The organism is Bacteroides sp. BFG-606, from assembly GCF_024788145.1.
In the GTDB taxonomy this organism is placed as follows: domain Bacteria; phylum Bacteroidota; class Bacteroidia; order Bacteroidales; family Bacteroidaceae; genus Bacteroides; species Bacteroides vicugnae.
The window spans coordinates 4,895,590-4,914,038 of the sequence record NZ_JANUIL010000001.1 but is presented as its reverse complement, the minus strand read 5'-3'; the positions used below and the strand labels follow the sequence as shown (position 1 = coordinate 4,914,038).

Here is an 18,449-nt window from a genome sequence, read left to right as displayed (position 1 = left end):
CGACCTTTTCATAAGTATAGTTTAGTCTATGAAATCCGATTACATTCTTTTTTCAACCACATCCCAGTCGATGATATCCCACAGGGCGTTAACATGGTCGGCACGGCGGTTTTGGTAATCCAGATAATAAGAGTGTTCCCAAACGTCAAATCCGAGAAGCGGTTTCAAACCGGCGCGTACTGGGTTGCTTCCGTTCACTTCTTTAGTGATTTTCAGTTTACCGTCTTTATCTACGGATAGCCAGGCCCATCCTGAACCGAACAATCCGACTGCTGCTGCATTGAATTCTTTCTTGAAGTTTTCAAAGCTGCCAAAGTCACGTTTGATGGCTTCTCCCAGTTTGCCGGTTGGCTCCTTTTTCGAAGGTTTCGGGGCAAATTGCAGGAAGTACAGATTGTGATTCAATACTTGTCCGGCGTTATTGAAAATAGCTCCATCCGGTGCGGCTGCAACGATTTCTTCTACCATTTTACCTTCATATTCTGTACCGGGCACGAGGCTATTCAGATTATTTACATACGTTTGTAGATGTTTTCCGTAATGGAAATCTATTGTTTGCTGACTGATTACAGGTTCCAATGCATTGTTTGCATAAGGAAGTTTAGGCATTTCGTAAGTCATGGTCATCATAATTAAAGACATTAATATAGTATTCATAATGTTACAAGTTTTAATCGGCTTGTTATACTATAATAACAGAAGCCCTCTGCAAAATGTTCACACTATCTTGCTTTATTTATAAATGTACTGTATACGTTCCACATCTTTCGGATGATCACGGTTGGTACGGCAGGTCCATTGGCCCGTATTGTCATATTCATAATAAGAATTACTATCGATCCGGTTTCCGTATTTATCGTACAGGCAGATCAGGCATCCGGATGTTTTCTGGTTATTGCCCAAAATCCGTTGGTAGACGATCTGTGTCAGATAGCCGTATTTATCGTATTCATAAGCATCTTTTTGTGATATAATCTGATCCGGAGAGTTGGCAAAAAGCAAATTTTGATGTTGCGATGAAATCAATCTGCCCTTATCATCATATTTGTTTGCGGTGTACGCCTGAAGTTCTCCATTCTTATTATACTCTTTGGTTTCGGTCAATAACCCCTGTTTATCATAGGAACTTATGATAACTCTTCCGTCTGTATACTTGAGTGAATCACTCTCGATACTTCCATCCGTACCGATACGGCGTGTCCGCCGGTAGAGGTCCGTTTTGGTTTTCGGATTCGTTTGCACTTCAAAGATGCAGTGGCCTTGCGGATCGTATAATCTGTTCGTTTGTATTTCATTGCTTGGCTGACCGTTTTTTATGGTAAGCGACAGGGTGGAAATGAGCTGTCCCTTATCGTCATACGAATAAGTGGTCGATATATTTCCTGTACTGTCATTTTCCGCAGACTTTATCAATCGTCCTCCATTATAGTATTTCACAGAGGTAGGGGTGGATACGATTGTTTGTAGGATAAACGGTGTCCGTAGTGCATTAGCCTGGTCACGAAATTCCTTGTACCTGTGTGTGCAAAGAAAATCCTGCAGCATGCTCAATGATTCGGAACTGACAATGGCAGCTTTTAAAAGCTCGAAATCAGCCTTTTCACTAAGATATTCAAGATCATCCAGATGAGTACGCGCAGTGGAAGTCAGGTAAGGTGATTGCTTATACTCGTCAATGATCTGCCGGATGGCTGTCGCATTTCCTTTTTCCCGGAGGCTGTCGATCCCTTGAAACAGAAAATCGTCGTATAGCGTGCGAACTTCCGGAAGGAATGGACGCGTATCTTTATCAGTGAAAAATTTCTGCATATCGGCATTATCAAAGAATGCCTTGAAATTCTCCGATGTCGGATTACTCTTTACAATCTGGTAAAGCCGTTTGTTTTCCGCAGCGTTGATTTGAGAGATAAATTTGCCGTTCGGATATTCCGTGATGTACGTTTGATAAATATTCAGCGTGGGTGTTTTCAGCATACCTTCCAGTAAGGCCATTTCACGGATGTCCCGTACCTTTTGTAAAATGGCGGAGTCTGCCGGATAACCGCTTGACTGGATGCTGTCCATCAATGTCTTGCTAAAAGGAATCTGGTCTTTCGAAGCCTCCAGAACAGAGATGACAGCTTGTTCCGCTTTGTCTTGCACGTTGGAAAGTTGTATCTTCTCTTCTTCGCAGATATTCGGGAAATAGGCTTTCGCAGCCTTTTCATAGCATCCGAAATAATTGGCGGCGGCTTGTTCGCTTTGCTCGTTCCATAATTCGTTGAGCACATCCAATAATGCCAGTTCTTCGGCGTAATAGCTTTGAGTCTCGGTGTCTATCTTATCACGGTTCTTCTGCCATTTGTCGGCGTCATTATCGTTCAGATACCTTAGCAGCTTTTCCAGGCGGCTCTGCTTTTGTGCCATTGCCTGTGGGATGCAGGCAACCAGAAACAAACTCAAAATAATCGATAAAAATATACTTCTTTTCATTGCTTTTTGGTGTTAGGTTAAAATAGTTAGTGATGAAAATTCATAAAAATACCTTCATTCTCGAATGAATATTATACTTTTGTATTGAGAACAAATTTGAGTGCCAAGGGTTTGTTAAAAATCCACATAGTTTTTATAATGCTGTTATGAATACCAATTATATAGAGGAATTAAACGAGAGTCAGTGTGCAGCAGTGACTTATAATGACGGTCCTTCACTGGTGATAGCCGGTGCCGGTTCGGGAAAAACGCGTGTATTGACTTATAAAATCGCTTACTTGCTGGAGCAGGAGAACGGGTATAATCCATGGAATATCCTTGCATTAACCTTTACCAATAAGGCTGCACGTGAGATGAAAGAGCGTATTGCCCGTCAGGTCGGTATGGAACGGGCACGTTATTTGTGGATGGGAACTTTCCATTCCATCTTCTCACGGATTCTTCGTGCCGAAGCACAATATATCGGTTTTACTTCCCAGTTCACCATCTATGATACGGCTGATAGTAAGAGTCTGCTTCGCTCCATCATCAAGGAGATGGGATTGGACGAGAAAACGTATAAGCCGGGAGTAGTGCAAGCACGCATCTCCAATGCCAAGAACCATCTGGTTACTCCCACGGGGTATGCTGCCAATAAAGAGGCCTACGAAGGAGATATGGCCGCCAAGATGCCTGCTATCCGTGATATCTATACCCGTTATTGGGACAGATGTCGTCAGGCAGGTGCAATGGATTTCGATGATTTACTGGTGTACACCTATATTTTATTCCGTGACTTTCCGGAAGTGTTGGCACGCTACCGGGATCAGTTCCGTTATGTGCTGGTAGATGAGTATCAGGATACGAATTATGCGCAGCATAGCATTGTCCTGCAACTGACTAAAGAAAATCAACGGGTCTGTGTAGTGGGAGACGATGCGCAAAGTATCTATTCTTTCCGTGGGGCGGATATTGACAATATTCTCTATTTTACAAAAATCTACCCCAATACGAAAGTCTTTAAACTGGAGCAGAATTACCGTTCCACGCAAACCATTGTTTGTGCTGCCAACAGCCTGATTGAGAAGAATGAACGTCAGATACGGAAAGCCGTGTTTTCAGAGAAAGAAAAGGGGGAACCTATCGGTGTGTTTCAGGCATATAGCGATGTGGAAGAGGGTGATATTGTAGCTAATAAGATTGCAGAACTGCGTCGGGAGTATCGCTACGGATATGCTGATTTTGCTATCCTGTATCGTACGAATGCACAAAGCCGTATTTTTGAAGAGGCTCTTCGGAAACGAAGTATACCTTATAAAATTTACGGAGGACTTTCGTTCTACCAGCGAAAAGAGATAAAAGATGTGATTGCTTATTTCCGTTTGGTAGTGAATCCGAATGATGAAGAAGCATTCAAGCGAATCATTAATTATCCGGCGCGTGGCATTGGAGATACGACGGTCGGGAAGATTATATCGGCGGCTACCGATCATGGTGTAAGTCTTTGGGCGGCACTCTGCGAACCATTAACTTATGGGTTGGATATAAATAAAGGAACGCATGCGAAACTGCAAGGCTTTCGTGAATTGATAGAAAGTTTCATTGTCGATCAGGCGGATAAGAACGCTTATGAAATGGGAACGAATATCATCCGTCAGTCCGGCATTATCAATGATGTCTGTCAGGACACATCCCCCGAGAATCTAAGCCGTAAGGAAAATATAGAAGAGTTGGTGAATGGTATCAACGACTTCTGCGCTTTGCGGCAGGAGGAGGGTAACCCGAATGTGTCTCTTACCGATTTCCTTTCGGAGATTGCATTGCTTACCGATCAGGATTCCGATAAGGCGGATGATGGAGAAAAGATAACGTTGATGACAGTCCATTCGGCTAAAGGATTGGAGTTTAAGAATGTATTTGTGGTCGGTCTGGAAGAAAACCTGTTTCCCAGTGGGATGGTAGGAGATTCTCCCCGGGCACTGGAAGAAGAACGTCGTTTGTTCTATGTAGCAATTACTCGTGCGGAGGAACATTGTTATCTGTCTTTTGCCAAAACCCGTTTCCGTTATGGAAAGATGGAATTTGGAAGCCCCAGTCGTTTCTTGCGTGATATCGATGTTCATTACTTGCAACTGCCGCATGAGGCAGGAGTGAGCCGTGCTGTCGATGAAGGTGCGGGACGTTTCCGCGCTTCCTTACAGCAACGTCCGAAAGCACAGATCATTGCTCCCAGCGTACCGAGGAATTTGAAGAAAGTTAGTACTGTTAGCCCAAGTAACGGTGCACAGGCAACCTCTTCCACTTCGGCATCGGTAGCAGGAGTACAGGCCGGACAGATGATAGAGCACGAACGTTTCGGATTGGGTGAAGTGATTAAAGTAGAAGGAACGGGAGACAATGCGAAAGCAACTATTCATTTTAAAAATGCGGGAGACAAACAACTATTATTACGTTTCGCTCGTTTTAAAGTGGTAGAATAAATAATAACACTAAATAGAGAGACTCATGAAGAAACAACTAACAGTAATTTTGCTTTCCGCTTTGATTTTGAGTGGATGTGCGTCGGGGCGTATGGGAAATCCGGGAGCTATCATGGCAGGTGCTTCTATCGGAGGTAGTCTGGGAGGTTCGATAGGTGGACTTATCGGAGATAATAATCGTGGTTGGAGAGGCGGTTACCGTGGTTCTGCTATTGGGAATATTGTGGGAACCATTGCCGGTGCGGCTATTGGAAACGCGTTGACGGCGCCAAGACAAGAGCAAATAGAGGAAGATGCGTATATTCCTGAAGTGAGGGAAGTCCGTGTGCAAAAATATAAGAAGCAGCCACAGGTGCAACAGCCTATTTCTCAACTGAAGTTGCGCAAGATCCGTTTTATAGATGATAATCGCAGTCATGTGATTGATGCGGGAGAAAATAGCAAGATAATCTTTGAGATTATGAATGAAGGGAGAAATCCAGTTTATAATGTAGTTCCTGTGGTAGAAACGGTGGGGAAGGTGAAGCATCTCGGCATTTCTCCTTCCGTGATGGTGGAGGAAATTCTTCCGGGTGAAGGCATCCGTTATACCGCTTCCATTCATGCAGGTGAAAAATTGAAAGACGGTGAAGTGACATTCCGTGTCGCAGTGGCGGACGAGAATGGAGTGATTTGTGATTCGCAAGAATTTACTCTGCCTACACAGCGCGGAAACTAGAAATAACAGCCCGGAATATCCGGTTCAAACATAGTGACGGTATATGCCTGGAATAGTGACGCTATCCTAAGCATATACCGTCACTATGTTGGTGGGATAGCGTCACTATTTTAATAGCCATCTCCATATAGGAATTATATGTATTGTTTTGTTGCCGATAGTTATTTCCTCGGTTTCGTCATCAGTCAAAATTATTCCTTCGGTGAGATTATAGGTATTGAGTGCGGAAATTAATCCATTTATTTTACGCTGCCTTGTTTTTTCATCTTTCATCGAACGGGTGACTTGGCAGGCAGATACAATATGTCCGTTTTCACGCATAATGAAGTCGCACTCTATTCCGTCATTATGATAATAGATATCTTTTCCCTGGCGCTTTATTTCTATAAATACCAAATTCTCAAGTAATTGCCCGATGTTGTCGGTCGCATTGAATCCCACTTTGCCAATAATGGCATTATCTATGAAATACACTTTCTTTTGGTTGTTCATCTGTTTTTTTACAGACCAGTCGAACTTCATTACCTGAAATAGCAGATAAGTATTTTCAAGATATTCCAGATAGTTTTTGACTGTTTCCGTATGTTTGATACCTATCGTTTTTGCTAACGAACTGTACGAGAAACGTTTCGTAGCATTGCTGGCTAAGTAATAAACCATTTCCAGCAATTCTCTTTCACCATTTAGTTTGTTTCGAGTGACAATGTCTTTATAAATAATATTCTCATAAAGAGTGGATAGGTAATTGTTGTTCCGGTCTTTTATATAACGGGGAAAACCGCCAGTTTTCAAGTATTCGTCGAAGTGTTTTTTTAGCATACTTTTTCCGGTAGTAGTATAAAAGTCCTTTTGTTGCGGATATGCTTCCTTCATTTTTAGAAATTCGGGAAATGAGAAAGGGTATAGTTCAATTTGGCAATAACGTCCGGTGAGGTGTGTGCCTAATTCTCTACTTAGCATATTGGCATTAGAGCCTGTAACAAATACCTTACATCCACTGTCATGCAACCTTCTTACAAATCTTTCCCAACCGGGAATATTCTGTATTTCATCAAAATAAAATGTTTTTTGTTCTCCAAACAATTCGATGAAAGCTTCATATAAGGTTTGAAAATCATCGACTTTGAAGTTGATAAGCCGCTCATCATCAAAATTCATGTAAAAGTCTTGTTCTGACTGTTGCGAACGTATTTGCTGTAAAAGAACAGATTTTCCGCATCTTCTTATACCAGATATGACTAGCACTTCGGGATTGTTTACACAACTCATGTCAATATCCCTTTCTATCATTTGGGATATGTCTTTTTCACGCTGGTCGAATATGATATGCTTTAATAATTCTTTCATGATAACTGGGCTTTTGATTGCAAAGATATAAAACTTCTCATTATAAACGAATATAAAATGCTAAAATTGCTCATTGTGAATGAGTGAAAAGTGATAATACTTCTCGTTGATAATGAATGATAGATAGCAACTTTCATTTTCAATACAACAATGATACGGTTAGAAATAACAAATTCAGTCTCTATCTGTGTAAGATACGCGTAAAAACATTATCTTTGTTCATGTTTCAACTAATGCATTAGGTTTATATGAAAGAGATATTCAGAAGATATCCTATCGGGATACAGAATTTTGAGCAGTTACGTAATATGAATTGTGTATATATTGATAAAACCGCATTGGTTTATCAATTAGTCCATACTGATACTGTGTATTTTCTTAGCCGTCCCCGCCGCTTTGGAAAAAGTCTTCTAGTCTCTACTCTAGAAGCTTATTTCTCCGGAAAAAAAGATTTATTTAAAGGACTGGCAATAGAACAGTTGGAACAGGAATGGACTGTCTATCCTGTGTTGCATATTGATTTCAGCAGAACAAAATATACCACTATCGAAGATTTGCAAGAGCAATTGAATCTTTATCTAAGCGAATGGGAGAGGACTTATGGGAAAAATGAAGAAGAAACGAGCTATGCAGCCCGTTTAACCGGTTTGCTTCAACGAATTTATCAACAGACAGGAAAGCAGGTTGTCGTATTGATTGACGAATATGATGCACCTTTATTGGATAGTAATAGTGACTCTGCTTTACAAGGACAATTGCGAACTGAAATGCGGAAGTTCTTCAGTCCTCTTAAAGCACAAGGGCAATATCTTCGTTTCTTGTTTTTGACAGGAATCAGCAAGTTCAGTCAGATGAGTATATTTAGTGAGCTGAATAACTTGCAGAATATCAGCATGAGCGATGATTATAGTGCTATTTGTGGTATTACAGAGCAAGAGTTGCTAAGTCAGATGCAACCGGATATTGAGAGGATAGCTCAAGCGAATAATGAAACCTATGAAGAAGCTTGTCGGCATTTGAAACGGCAGTATGACGGTTATCATTTTAGCAAGAATTGTGAAGATATTTACAATCCGTTCAGCCTTTTCAATGCATTTTCGCAAAAAGATTATAAGAGCTTTTGGTTCTCTACCGGCACGCCTACTTTCTTGATTGAAATGTTACAGCGAATGGACTTCAGTCTTAATCTATTGGAAAAGATGGAAGTGAAAGACGAAGATTTTGATAAAGCGACAGAGGTTATTACCGATCCGATTCCTGTGCTTTATCAGAGTGGCTATTTGACTATTAAAGGATATGAACCTCTCTTTCGTACATATACATTAGGTTATCCCAACGAAGAAGTTAAAATAGGCTTTATTGAGACGTTGATCCCTTCCTATCTCAATCAACCGACACGAGAAAGTAACTTTTATGTAGTCTCTTTTGTAAGAGACCTGATGAAAGGTGATATTGAGCAGTGTCTTCTTCGTACTCGTTCTTTCTTTTCATCTATACCTTATGATTTGGAGAACAATCAGGAGAAGCATTATCAGACTATCTTTTATTTATTATTCCGTTTAATGGGTCAATATGTAGATGTAGAAGTAAAGAATGCTATTGGCAGGGCTGACGTGGTAATAAAGATGTCCGATGCAATTTATGTATTTGAATTTAAGGTAGATGGAACTCCCGAAGAAGCATTGGCTCAAATTAATAGTAAACAATATGCTATTCCTTACGAGATAGATCATCACAAGGTTGTCAAGGTCGGAGTGAATTTTGATAGTACAACACGGACTTTGGGAAAGTGGGTGATAGAGCATGAAATAAGGTAACAAGAAAGGAGACGAACCTATGCCGAGTAATTATATTCGTTTCGATTGGGCTATGAAGCGTTTATTACGCAATAAAGCCTATTTTGTAGTTCTTGAAGGCTTTCGTGGTATTTGTAAGTTACTGTTTTGTCCATAGAGGAAATAAAGAGGCTGCAATCAATTGCTTCTATCATATAATTGTTAATATCCTATATCATGTCTAAGATGTGATATAGGATTTTTTATATACGGAAATATTAGAATAAGAACATTCATAAAAATGGGATACTTTATGCGTTTCTTCTGTTTGAATTTGGAGCCAAGATATGATGTGCAAGTAAATATGCGAATGATGAAGGATTACAAAGATTCATAATGCTTCTGTTTGTATGTTGTCATGGTAACCATTGTTTGAAATAAATGACTAATCGTGGATATTTGTTTGTAAATTCGTCTTTTTATGGTATTTTACTATATATGTTTTTGTTGGAACAAAGCTTGAAATAGCAGGAAATATGCCAATTATATTGAGTCATCCCGATGAACATCTCGTTGGTCGGTGAGAAAAGAGTCGTTCCTCACTGACCAACGATACGTTCCTTTTAAAGGAATGGAGCTTGTTTAAAGGAGAATAATTCGTTTTTTATCGCTTAATTATGCATTTATTGGTCTGAAAATGTATATTCTTGCGTTAATTTATACATTTATTTCTCTTTTTACTTCGGTTTTGATTTGAAATAAAAGTGGAGAATCTTAAAAATAGAACAGACTCTCCTTGTTGGAAATATTATTTTGATGCAATATAAAAACTCAAAATTGTTTTTATATTGTCTGTCAATTATTGTAAATAATGCTACCTTTGTGCTATTCAAACAGATAAATAAGTCACACCATGAAATTAACAACGAGACTAAGCGATGCAATTACATTTAGAAATAAACAAAAGGTGTTCCTTTTGTTAATAATACTTCTTCTGGAGATAATATTATTTTTCATTCTAGGACAATTATATTGTGAGGCTAGAAAAAAAATGTTTAGTGAAAGAGTGGAAAGTGCTTTCAAAGAAGTTCTCTTGCAACAATTACAAGAAGATTATTTTGAAGGTTATTTTTACACTAGTGAGCGGAAACAGCGATTGAAGGAATACCCTGATACGGTTTATATAACAGATGGAAATGGAAAACATGGATATTACTTGGATAAAGAAAAAAGTCGTAAAAATATAACATTTGATCCGCGATTACGTTTCTTACATTCCACTTATTTATCAAAACATCCTTTGGTAGTGGGCGCTTTATATGAAAAGTGGCAACAGCATTTGAAACGGCAAAGCTTGTCTGGCACTTTTGCCTTGCAGCTTTTGGTATCCGATAAAGATGAAAACATTACAGATAGTGTCTACCCTGACACTTTTCTACTCGAAAATTGTATACCAGAGTTTGATATTACAGCAGGTTATCGTTGCGAAGTTGAAGCAAAGGGTTTTTTCTATTTTTCATTTTTTACTCTTATGGGTGTAAGAGGTTTTATTTATGGCTTTATTTATTGGTTGTGTGTCGTTGCTATTAATATAGTGCTACTTTTTGGAAATAGAGGGCAAAAGAATGTAGTTGCTCCTACTTCTGTTCATGTCTATCATATAGACCAAGATATTATGTTTGATGCAAACTTGAGAAAGCTTGTATTTGGTAAAGAGGAGATTCAGATGCCACCACAAACTGCTATTTTATTAAAACATTTTTTAGATACTCCAGATTACATATTGAAAGATGAAGAAATCAAAAGAATATTTTGGTCGGATAAATCAAATAATGATCCGAGACTTCATAATGCAATAAGTCGTTTGCGAAGAGTTTTCGAGAATGTTCCATCTATTGAGGTTCAAAGATATGAAAATACTGGATATCAGTTACAAATTAGAAGACATAAATAAGAAGCTATAATTTTCGATGAAATGGGATTTTTTTGAATAAAAGCCTTATCTCTAAAATGGTATATATAGTGGATAGATTCGGTTAGATAGAAATGGATAGATTAATTTATTGGCAGTTGTAAGCCAATTGCCTACTTTCGTTCCCATTAATTAATCGATAAAACTATAGTATATGAAAAAACTATTATTCTTTTCTATTCTGATAATGGCAGTTCTTTCTGTAAATTACTCATTAAAAGAACCTCGAGTAAATACATTATTATTAGATAATATTGAAGCTTTGGCTGCTGACGAGCACGATGTGCCTATTAATTGTTTTGGTAGTGGTTCTGTGGATTGTCCAGCTACAAAAGTTAAAGTGGAATATGTTGCTACCGGATACAGTCTTGAAAAATAATATAAGTCTCCTGTTTCTTTCTTTTTTCTTTTTTATCTCTTGCAACCATAAGCATAAAGAATATGCAAAGGATGTATTATTCTATTCGGAGTTTCCGCAAGAGAGAGAACTAAGAGGAGAAGTAATAGAGCTTGATACGGCTTTATTACGCTATCCGTTTAGGATACGAATCGAAGGAGATAAGGCTATTGTGATGGATTTACATGGTCTTGATCATTATGGACACTTATTCCAATATCCCAGCTTTCAGTATTTATCTTCTTTTGGCAGACGTGGTGATTCACCTACGGAAATGCTGTCAATGGAAAATTTTCGTTTGCACAATCATGGAGTCTGGACATTGGATGCCAATAAAAGTGAATTAACTAGGTTAGACTTTTCTTCATCCGGTGATTCGCTGCTTCGTGACGAAGCGGTAACATTGGATGAAGATATACTTCGGCCACTTGATTTTACTATATATAATGATACAACATTTATTATTCCTGATTATTCCGGTGAAAATCGTTTATGTCGAGTTAACTGTAATGGGAAGCTTATAGATAAGAGCGGAAGTATCCCAACAGTCAATAAAGAAGCATTGAAAAATGCTCGTCCGGCGTTAGCACAGGCATGGAGGAGTTTCCTTGACTACAATCCTAACAATGGAATATTGGCGGCAGTTACCCAATTGGGAGAAGTCGTTGAAGTTTATGATTTGAAAGATAGTACTCATGTTGTTCATATCGGTGAGCATGGTGAACCTGAATTCAAAATATCAGATGGATATGGTATACCGACGGGAATTATGGGATTTAGTGATGTACAAGTAACAGATAGTGCCATTTATGCAGTATTTCATGGAACAGCTTTTAAGGAGATAGCAAGACAAAGTGGAAGGCTTCCTGACGGAGGAATGTATATTTGCGTATTTAGCTTGCAAGGAGAACCGTTATGCAAATATGTGCTCGACCATTATATATATGGTATTTGGGTGGATGAAGCTACTAAAACGATAATAGCGACAGATGTAAATAATGATCAGCCAATACTTAAATTTAGCTTTGGCTGAATGAGATAATTAACTTGATTAGAAAGGAGCAGGATGATGAGTTTGTTCATCTTGCCGGATTTGCTTACATATCACCTGCTCCTAAACCTTTAAAAAGATTTCGATGCAAACATAAGGATAAAAAAATAATGTAGCAAATTATTGCTATTCTGTTGAAAGGATAGATACAGAAAAAATGATTTTTTTTACTAATATAAAGAATTAAAAATGAAAAAGAAATTATTAAGTGTAATAGCTGTAGTTGCAGTTGCAATATTTGCTGGATATAATGTATATGTATCACAACACGATGTAGAATTATCAGATCTATTTCTTACTAATGTAGAGGCTCTAGCAAATACTAGAGAATCAGATAAAGGATGTAAACTTAATTTGATTAGTATCTGTGAAACAAGTAATAGTGATCATTATTTATATCGTAATAGATAAATTAGTCATAAACAAAAGGATGAAACTTAAAATCAAGTTTCATCCTTGCAATAACTTATAATATGCGTATACTCATTTTATTAATGTTAGTGTTGACTATGGTTTCGTGTGGTCAATCGAATAATAAAAAAGTTGATTTAGAGAAAATTACTCAATTAGGGGATTTGGCAGAGATAGATTCTTTATCATTGTTTTTAGGACTTCCAACGATAGTAAAATTATTTGATAATAAACTTTTTATTGTTGATATGTTTGATGAAGGAAAAATAGTGAAGATATATGATTTAGAAAAAAAAGAAATACTTCTGTCTTTTGCTAAAAAGGGAGAAGGACCATACGAATATTTACATGTTAACAATATTGACATTTATAGAAATTCAGATAGCAGAGTTAAGATAAGCCTTTTTGATCCAGTTTCCTCAAAATTAGGTGTATATGACTATGATTCATTATTAATTATGAATAACAACTATCTACCTAAAATGATACTTTCTAAAAATAAAGATGTAAGATTTCATGAAATATTGAGAATAAATGAGGGGTATTTGGCAACCGGACTGACAACTGAAGGAAAATATACTCTTTTATCGGATTCATTGAAGATTATTGGTTATTTTGGTAAGTATAGACCTAAACCACAGGCTGGTATTTCTGATATGTCACATATTATAGCTAATTATGGTAAAAGTGTGTTATCGCGTAATAAGGATTTACTGATAGAAATTATTTATAATGCATCTGTTCTTTCATGTTATGATGTGAAAAAAACAGGAATAACTCAGAGATGGGAAAGCGTCATTCACGAATTGGATTATAGGATGGATGGTACATCTATTATAAATAATGCTCCTATAGGATATTTGTCTGCATATATTGGTGATGATAAAATCTATGCTCTGTATTCAGGTGAAGCAGATGATATGGATGCAGTAGCAACTTATGGAAAAGAAATTCATGTTTATAGTTATACTGGAAATATTATTGGTAGATATTCTATTTCTAAACCTGCATTTGCATTTTGCATTGATGAAAAAGCAGATAAAATCTATGTTTTGTCTCATGTACCAGAGCCTAATATAACTGTTTATGATATGAATTAATAGCTATTGTTCTAATGGGTGAAGTGCTATGAAAAGAAACTGGGTATGTTTATTGGGTATTAGTTTATCATTATTTGTATGTTCTTGCAGAGGACCATCAGACAGAATAATTCGTATAATTGATGAATGGAACGAGCGAAAAATTATTTATCCAACACAAATGTATTTTACAATATATGGACAAGATACTGTTTCTGCATATCCAGTTTTGGATAATAAATATTCTATTATCACTTATGTGGATTCTGTTGGTTGTATGAATTGTAAATTAAAATTGCGAGAATGGCTGGATTTTATCGTTGGGCTTGATTCTTTGGCAGATTCTTCTATACCGGTTCATTTCTTTCTACATCCTAAGAATAGAAATGAGATTATTTCAATTTTAAGACGTAGTAATTTTAATTATCCAGTATGTATAGATGAACATGATTCACTCAATATCTTGAATAATTTTCCGCAAGATATGGCTTTTCAGACATTTTTATTGGATAGAAGCAATAAGGTTATTGCTGTTGGAAATCCTGTTCATAATCCTAAAATAAAGGAATTATATTTGAAGATTATTACTGGTGAATCGATAATGACACAAGGTAACAAGATATTGACGCAGATAAAATCTAATAATAAATATATTGACTTTGGTAACTTTGATTGGGAACAGGAACAAACAGCTGACTGGGTACTAACCAATATTGGTAAAGCCTTGTTTGTTGTTGAAGAAATTACCACTTCCTGCGGTTGTACTATAGTGGATTATAGTAAAGAACCGATTCGTCCAGGGCAAGATTTAAGATTGAAAGTGAAATATCGAGCTGAATATCCTGAACATTTTGATAAAACGATAACCGTTTATTGCAATGTTGAAGGCAGTCCGCTCAGTGTGAGGGTGGTAGGCAATGCGAAATAGAAAATGATAAATATGGCGAAGTTATATTTAAAATGTATTTACTGGTTTCTGATTTCGGTACTTATCATAGTAGGAATTGATATTTTGAATAATATATTTTCTAAAGAACCTATCATTCCTAGGAAAGTTGCTTTGCAAGTGGCAGGTGATAATCGAAAGGAATTAGAAAAAGCACTTTACTATTATAAGAAGAATCCTGCTGATAGTTTAAAATATAAAGCGGCTTGTTTTTTAATAGAGAATATGCCTTTTTACACTTACTCCAGTGGAGAACAATTAGAGAATTATAAGTCTTATTATGCTTGGCTAAAAGTACGTAAGGGTAAAACACCGCAGCAAGTTTCGGATTCAGTCAAAAAAGTTTTTGGTCCAATGAAAGAACCTAAGAAGAAACGTGATATTATGGAAATAGATTCTGCGTATTTGTGCCATAATATTGATTGGGCATTTAAAGTTTGGCAAGAGCAACCATGGGGAAAGAATATTTCATTTGATACATTTTGCGAATACTTGTTGCCTTATCGAATAGGTGATGAACCATTAACTTATTGGCGTGAAACGTACTATGAAAAATACAATTCATTATTGGATTCATTAAGGAGATCTGATTCGCTGGATACCGAAGATCCGTTAGTTGCTGCTAAATATTTGTTAGAACGGTTACCAAATAAGAAGCATATTTTTACATCTATTACTCCAACCTCTTTTGGACATATCGGACCGGAATATGTACAATATTTGTCAGGATCTTGTAGGGAAGTAACAGATTTTTGTGTATATCTGTTCAGAGCTTTAGGAATCCCTTGCGCCATTGATTTTATCCCAATGAGTGGTTCTGGAAGTGACGGTCATTTTTGGTTAGTGACTTGGGATAAAAATGGAGAAGACTATAGAATGGACTTTCCGGAACCTTTGCAGCTGGTTCGCAAGAGTTGGTGGTATGGAATGGATATGAGTGCTAAGATATACCGAAATACTTTTAGCATTAATAGGTATCTATATGAATCAATGGTAGTTTATGGAGAAGAATTATATCCTTTTTGGCGACTACCTAAATTCAAAGATGTAACTCATGGATATGCTCAATATTATAAGAAGGAGATTAAAATACCTTTAGAGAAGATATATAGGGAAAAGAGAGATGGGAAGATTGCTTACTTATGCCTCAGTAGTCGTGATAGTTGGATTCCTGTAGATTGGACAGAATATGATAGGAATAATTTGGTATTCCGAAACTTTAAAAAAAGTTCTATGATGAGGGTAGCTACTTACGAGAATGGAACATTGCATTTTGTGACCGATCCTTTTATTGTGGATGGGTGGACTAATAAAAGCCATTATTATTCAGCTGGAGAAGAAAAACAAGATGTAATATTATATGCTAAATCTAATATCGATACGGAGAATCTTTTCAGAGATAGAATGGTAGGAGGCATCTTTGAGGGAAGTAATAGGGCGGATTTTGCAGATAAGGATACTCTATTTCTTATCCAGAGTAAACCTTGTCGTTTGAGAACAGTTGTCAAAAGTTGGTCTGATAAGAAATATCGTTATTTCAGATATGTAGGCCCTGAAAATGCTAATTGTAATGTTGCTGAGATAGCCTTTTATACATCAAATGATACTACTGCTTTGAAAGGTAAAGTGTTGGGAACCCCTGGGTGTAGCCAGCAAGATGGAAGTCATGAATATACAAATGCTTTTGATGGTAAAACATGGACATCTTTTGATTATATTGAGCCAACTGGAGGATGGACCGGACTGGATGCCGGAAAGAATGTACAGATAGATAGAATTGTTTACACCCCACGTAATAGAGATAATTATATTCGCTCTGGAGATGTTTATGAGCTTTTTTATTGTGATAGAAACTGGAAGTCTGCCGGTATGATAAAGGCGACTACCGATTCGATTGTCTATCGGAGTATTCCGAAGGATGTACTTTTGTTGTTACGTAATCATACGAGGGGAGTGGATGAACGGATATTTGTTTATGAAAATGGTATTCAGGTATGGAAATGAAAAATAGAATTATTCAGAATATGATTTTATGGATAATATCAATGAGTGCTGTCTTACTGGTATGGGCTTGCCATCGGTTCGAAAAAGAGAAAGTCTCTTCTTTGTCAGTTTATACAGTGCGACATACTTTAATGCCCCTTTCTCCTGATTTTGCGATAGAGGCTGACAGTGCTGCATTGTATAAGCAATATTTGCGGTTGTGCACAGGAAAAGAATTTCCTATGATTGGCATTTTACGTGTCGATGGTAAATTGTATCGTTTTATAGGTGGTGATTCACTGCGTATTGTCCCTATTGCTCCTGTTTATAGCGGTGAAGGATGGAGTGGTAAATATTCATATTTATATCCGGGGGCAAATTGGGAAAAACAGGAATTTGATGATTCGCAATGGCAGGATGGAATAGGTGCGTTTGGGGTTAAGAATATATATTATCCAGTCCATACTTTGTGGGGAGCGAATAATATTTATGTACGTAGGCATATTACTATTAATGACAAGGAGGCTTTGAGAGGGCGAAAAATGTATGTCCGATATTTTTGTGATGGTCAGATTGAACTTTATTTCAATGGAGAACATATTTCGCAGATAGAAGGTCAATCTACGCAAATAGAATGTAAACAGCTTTCTGGAAAGATTGTTAATCAGTTGCAGAGCGGAGATAATATAATTGCTGCATTTGGGCATAATAAAGGAGGAGGATTTGCATTATTGGATTTTGGATTATATATAGAAAATCAAATTTATTGTGAGCAGGATACGGCAACTTTGAAACAGGTGGATGTGCAAGCAACTCAAACTCACTATGTTTTTCAGTGTGGAAGTGTGGAATTACAGCTTGATTTTGTCTCTCCCGGCTTATTGGACGAATTAGGGGTGATGGGGTGTCCGGTAGGGCTTATAACATATCATGTAGTCCCTAAAGAAGGGGAATGTCCTGATATTGAGATCTTGTTTGATGTAGATATGGAATGGTCTTTTGATCGTTTTTTTGTCGAAATGAAGGCAGAAGGAGCAAAATACTCTTATGAAGACGGACATGCTATATTTTCACAGAAATTATGTGGAGAGCAAGCTGATTGTGGTGCTTTGCTTTTAGGATATGAGGAAGACAAAATTATGCAGTATGAGGGGGAGAATATGTTTCCTTGTTGGAATATGAAAGGGAAAAAAACAATAAAAGATATAATGACGCTTGTTGGGGATCAATGTTGGGTGTTAAAGAAAAAATGTGATGAGATGGATAATCTTTTACAAGAAAATGTATCTCGTAATGGATATAAGAGCAATGTAGCACAGATACTGCCCATGTATCGGAATTTTATGGCTAATCATAGGCTTGTGGTGGGTATGGGCAATAAAACCTATTGTTTCGGGGATACTCTGGGCAATATAAGAGAAATCTACAGATACTTTCCTACGCTATTGTTTTGGAGACGGGTTGATTTAATGAAAGGATTACTGAATGCTGTTTTTGAAACTTGTGAGAACAATGATTGGGTAAAAAGTTATCCCCCTTATGATATAGGGACTTATCCGATATCAGGCCGTCAGTCAAGTGTAGAAGATCATGGTATTGAGGTCGCTGCCGATATGTTGATGATGGCTTTAGCTATTGTAGAATTGGAGAAGGATTTTGATTATGCGGAAAGACATTGGAGATTGTTACAGCAATGGGCTACTTATTTGGAATCATGTATGCAGAATGAAACAATTTCTGTTTCTGAATTATTGGATGAGAATGATGAGCGAGTGAAAAAAATATTGGGATGGAGAGCTTATCGGAAACTGATACAATGGAGACAAAAATAATAGGTAG

14 protein-coding genes are annotated in these 18,449 nt (G+C 37.2%); 11 read left to right on the top strand and 3 right to left on the bottom strand.

Translation table 11 applies throughout. The features are described 5' to 3' along the window. Positions 1-39: 39 nt before the first annotated feature. Positions 40-657, bottom strand: a complete 618-nt coding sequence (locus tag NXV01_RS18715) for a superoxide dismutase (protein WP_309569307.1) — start codon at positions 655-657, stop codon at positions 40-42. Between the two features lie 75 nt (positions 658-732). After that, positions 733-2,472 carry an RHS repeat domain-containing protein gene (locus tag NXV01_RS18710; protein WP_259023064.1) on the bottom strand — a complete coding sequence of 580 codons (1,740 nt, stop codon included), beginning with the start codon at positions 2,470-2,472 and terminating at the stop codon, positions 733-735. A gap of 146 nt (positions 2,473-2,618) precedes the next feature. Here NXV01_RS18710 and NXV01_RS18705 point away from each other — a divergent pair, with 146 nt between their 5' ends. Together NXV01_RS18705 and NXV01_RS18700 are read left to right on the top strand one after the other, a co-directional pair. Further along, entirely contained in the window at positions 2,619-4,931 is a 2,313-nt protein-coding gene (locus NXV01_RS18705) for an ATP-dependent helicase (RefSeq protein WP_195649598.1), read from the top strand. 25 nt (positions 4,932-4,956) lie between these two features. Next, positions 4,957-5,649: a glycine zipper family protein gene (locus NXV01_RS18700; protein ID WP_148366967.1), complete on the top strand. Its 693-nt coding sequence runs from the start codon at positions 4,957-4,959 to the stop codon at positions 5,647-5,649. 105 nt (positions 5,650-5,754) lie between these two features. Here the strand turns inward: NXV01_RS18700 and NXV01_RS18695 are convergent, their stop codons facing one another. Then, positions 5,755-6,996: an ATP-binding protein gene (locus tag NXV01_RS18695; RefSeq protein WP_195649597.1), complete on the bottom strand. Its 1,242-nt coding sequence runs from the start codon at positions 6,994-6,996 to the stop codon at positions 5,755-5,757. A gap of 248 nt (positions 6,997-7,244) precedes the next feature. Here NXV01_RS18695 and NXV01_RS18690 point away from each other — a divergent pair, with 248 nt between their 5' ends. From NXV01_RS18690 to NXV01_RS18650, 9 genes are all read left to right on the top strand, one after another. Next, positions 7,245-8,813 (top strand): ATP-binding protein, encoded by a 1,569-nt coding sequence (locus NXV01_RS18690; RefSeq protein WP_259023063.1) that lies wholly within the window; start codon positions 7,245-7,247, stop codon positions 8,811-8,813. 871 nt (positions 8,814-9,684) lie between these two features. Continuing rightward, positions 9,685-10,725 (top strand): hypothetical protein, encoded by a 1,041-nt coding sequence (locus tag NXV01_RS18685; protein WP_217722085.1) that lies wholly within the window; start codon positions 9,685-9,687, stop codon positions 10,723-10,725. 172 nt (positions 10,726-10,897) lie between these two features. Next, positions 10,898-11,122, top strand: a complete 225-nt coding sequence (locus NXV01_RS18680) for an NVEALA domain-containing protein (protein ID WP_148366963.1) — start codon at positions 10,898-10,900, stop codon at positions 11,120-11,122. Further along, positions 11,091-12,173: a TolB-like 6-bladed beta-propeller domain-containing protein gene (locus NXV01_RS18675; RefSeq protein WP_259023062.1), complete on the top strand. Its 1,083-nt coding sequence runs from the start codon at positions 11,091-11,093 to the stop codon at positions 12,171-12,173. Before NXV01_RS18680 ends, NXV01_RS18675 begins: the two co-directional genes overlap by 32 nt. A 207-nt stretch (positions 12,174-12,380) precedes the next feature. After that, positions 12,381-12,602: an NVEALA domain-containing protein gene (locus NXV01_RS18670; RefSeq protein ID WP_148366961.1), complete on the top strand. Its 222-nt coding sequence runs from the start codon at positions 12,381-12,383 to the stop codon at positions 12,600-12,602. A 62-nt stretch (positions 12,603-12,664) separates the two neighbouring features. Continuing rightward, entirely contained in the window at positions 12,665-13,702 is a 1,038-nt protein-coding gene (locus NXV01_RS18665; protein ID WP_148366960.1) for a BF3164 family lipoprotein, read from the top strand. Positions 13,703-13,730: 28 nt separating this feature from the next. Then, a complete protein-coding gene (locus NXV01_RS18660; protein ID WP_148366959.1) occupies positions 13,731-14,609 on the top strand; it encodes a DUF1573 domain-containing protein in 879 nt (292 codons plus the stop codon). 12 nt (positions 14,610-14,621) lie between these two features. Further along, positions 14,622-16,631 carry a discoidin domain-containing protein gene (locus NXV01_RS18655; RefSeq protein WP_259023059.1) on the top strand — a complete coding sequence of 670 codons (2,010 nt, stop codon included), beginning with the start codon at positions 14,622-14,624 and terminating at the stop codon, positions 16,629-16,631. Continuing rightward, positions 16,628-18,442 (top strand): glutaminase domain-containing protein, encoded by a 1,815-nt coding sequence (locus NXV01_RS18650; RefSeq protein ID WP_259023056.1) that lies wholly within the window; start codon positions 16,628-16,630, stop codon positions 18,440-18,442. Before NXV01_RS18655 ends, NXV01_RS18650 begins: the two co-directional genes overlap by 4 nt. Positions 18,443-18,449: the final 7 nt, after the last annotated feature.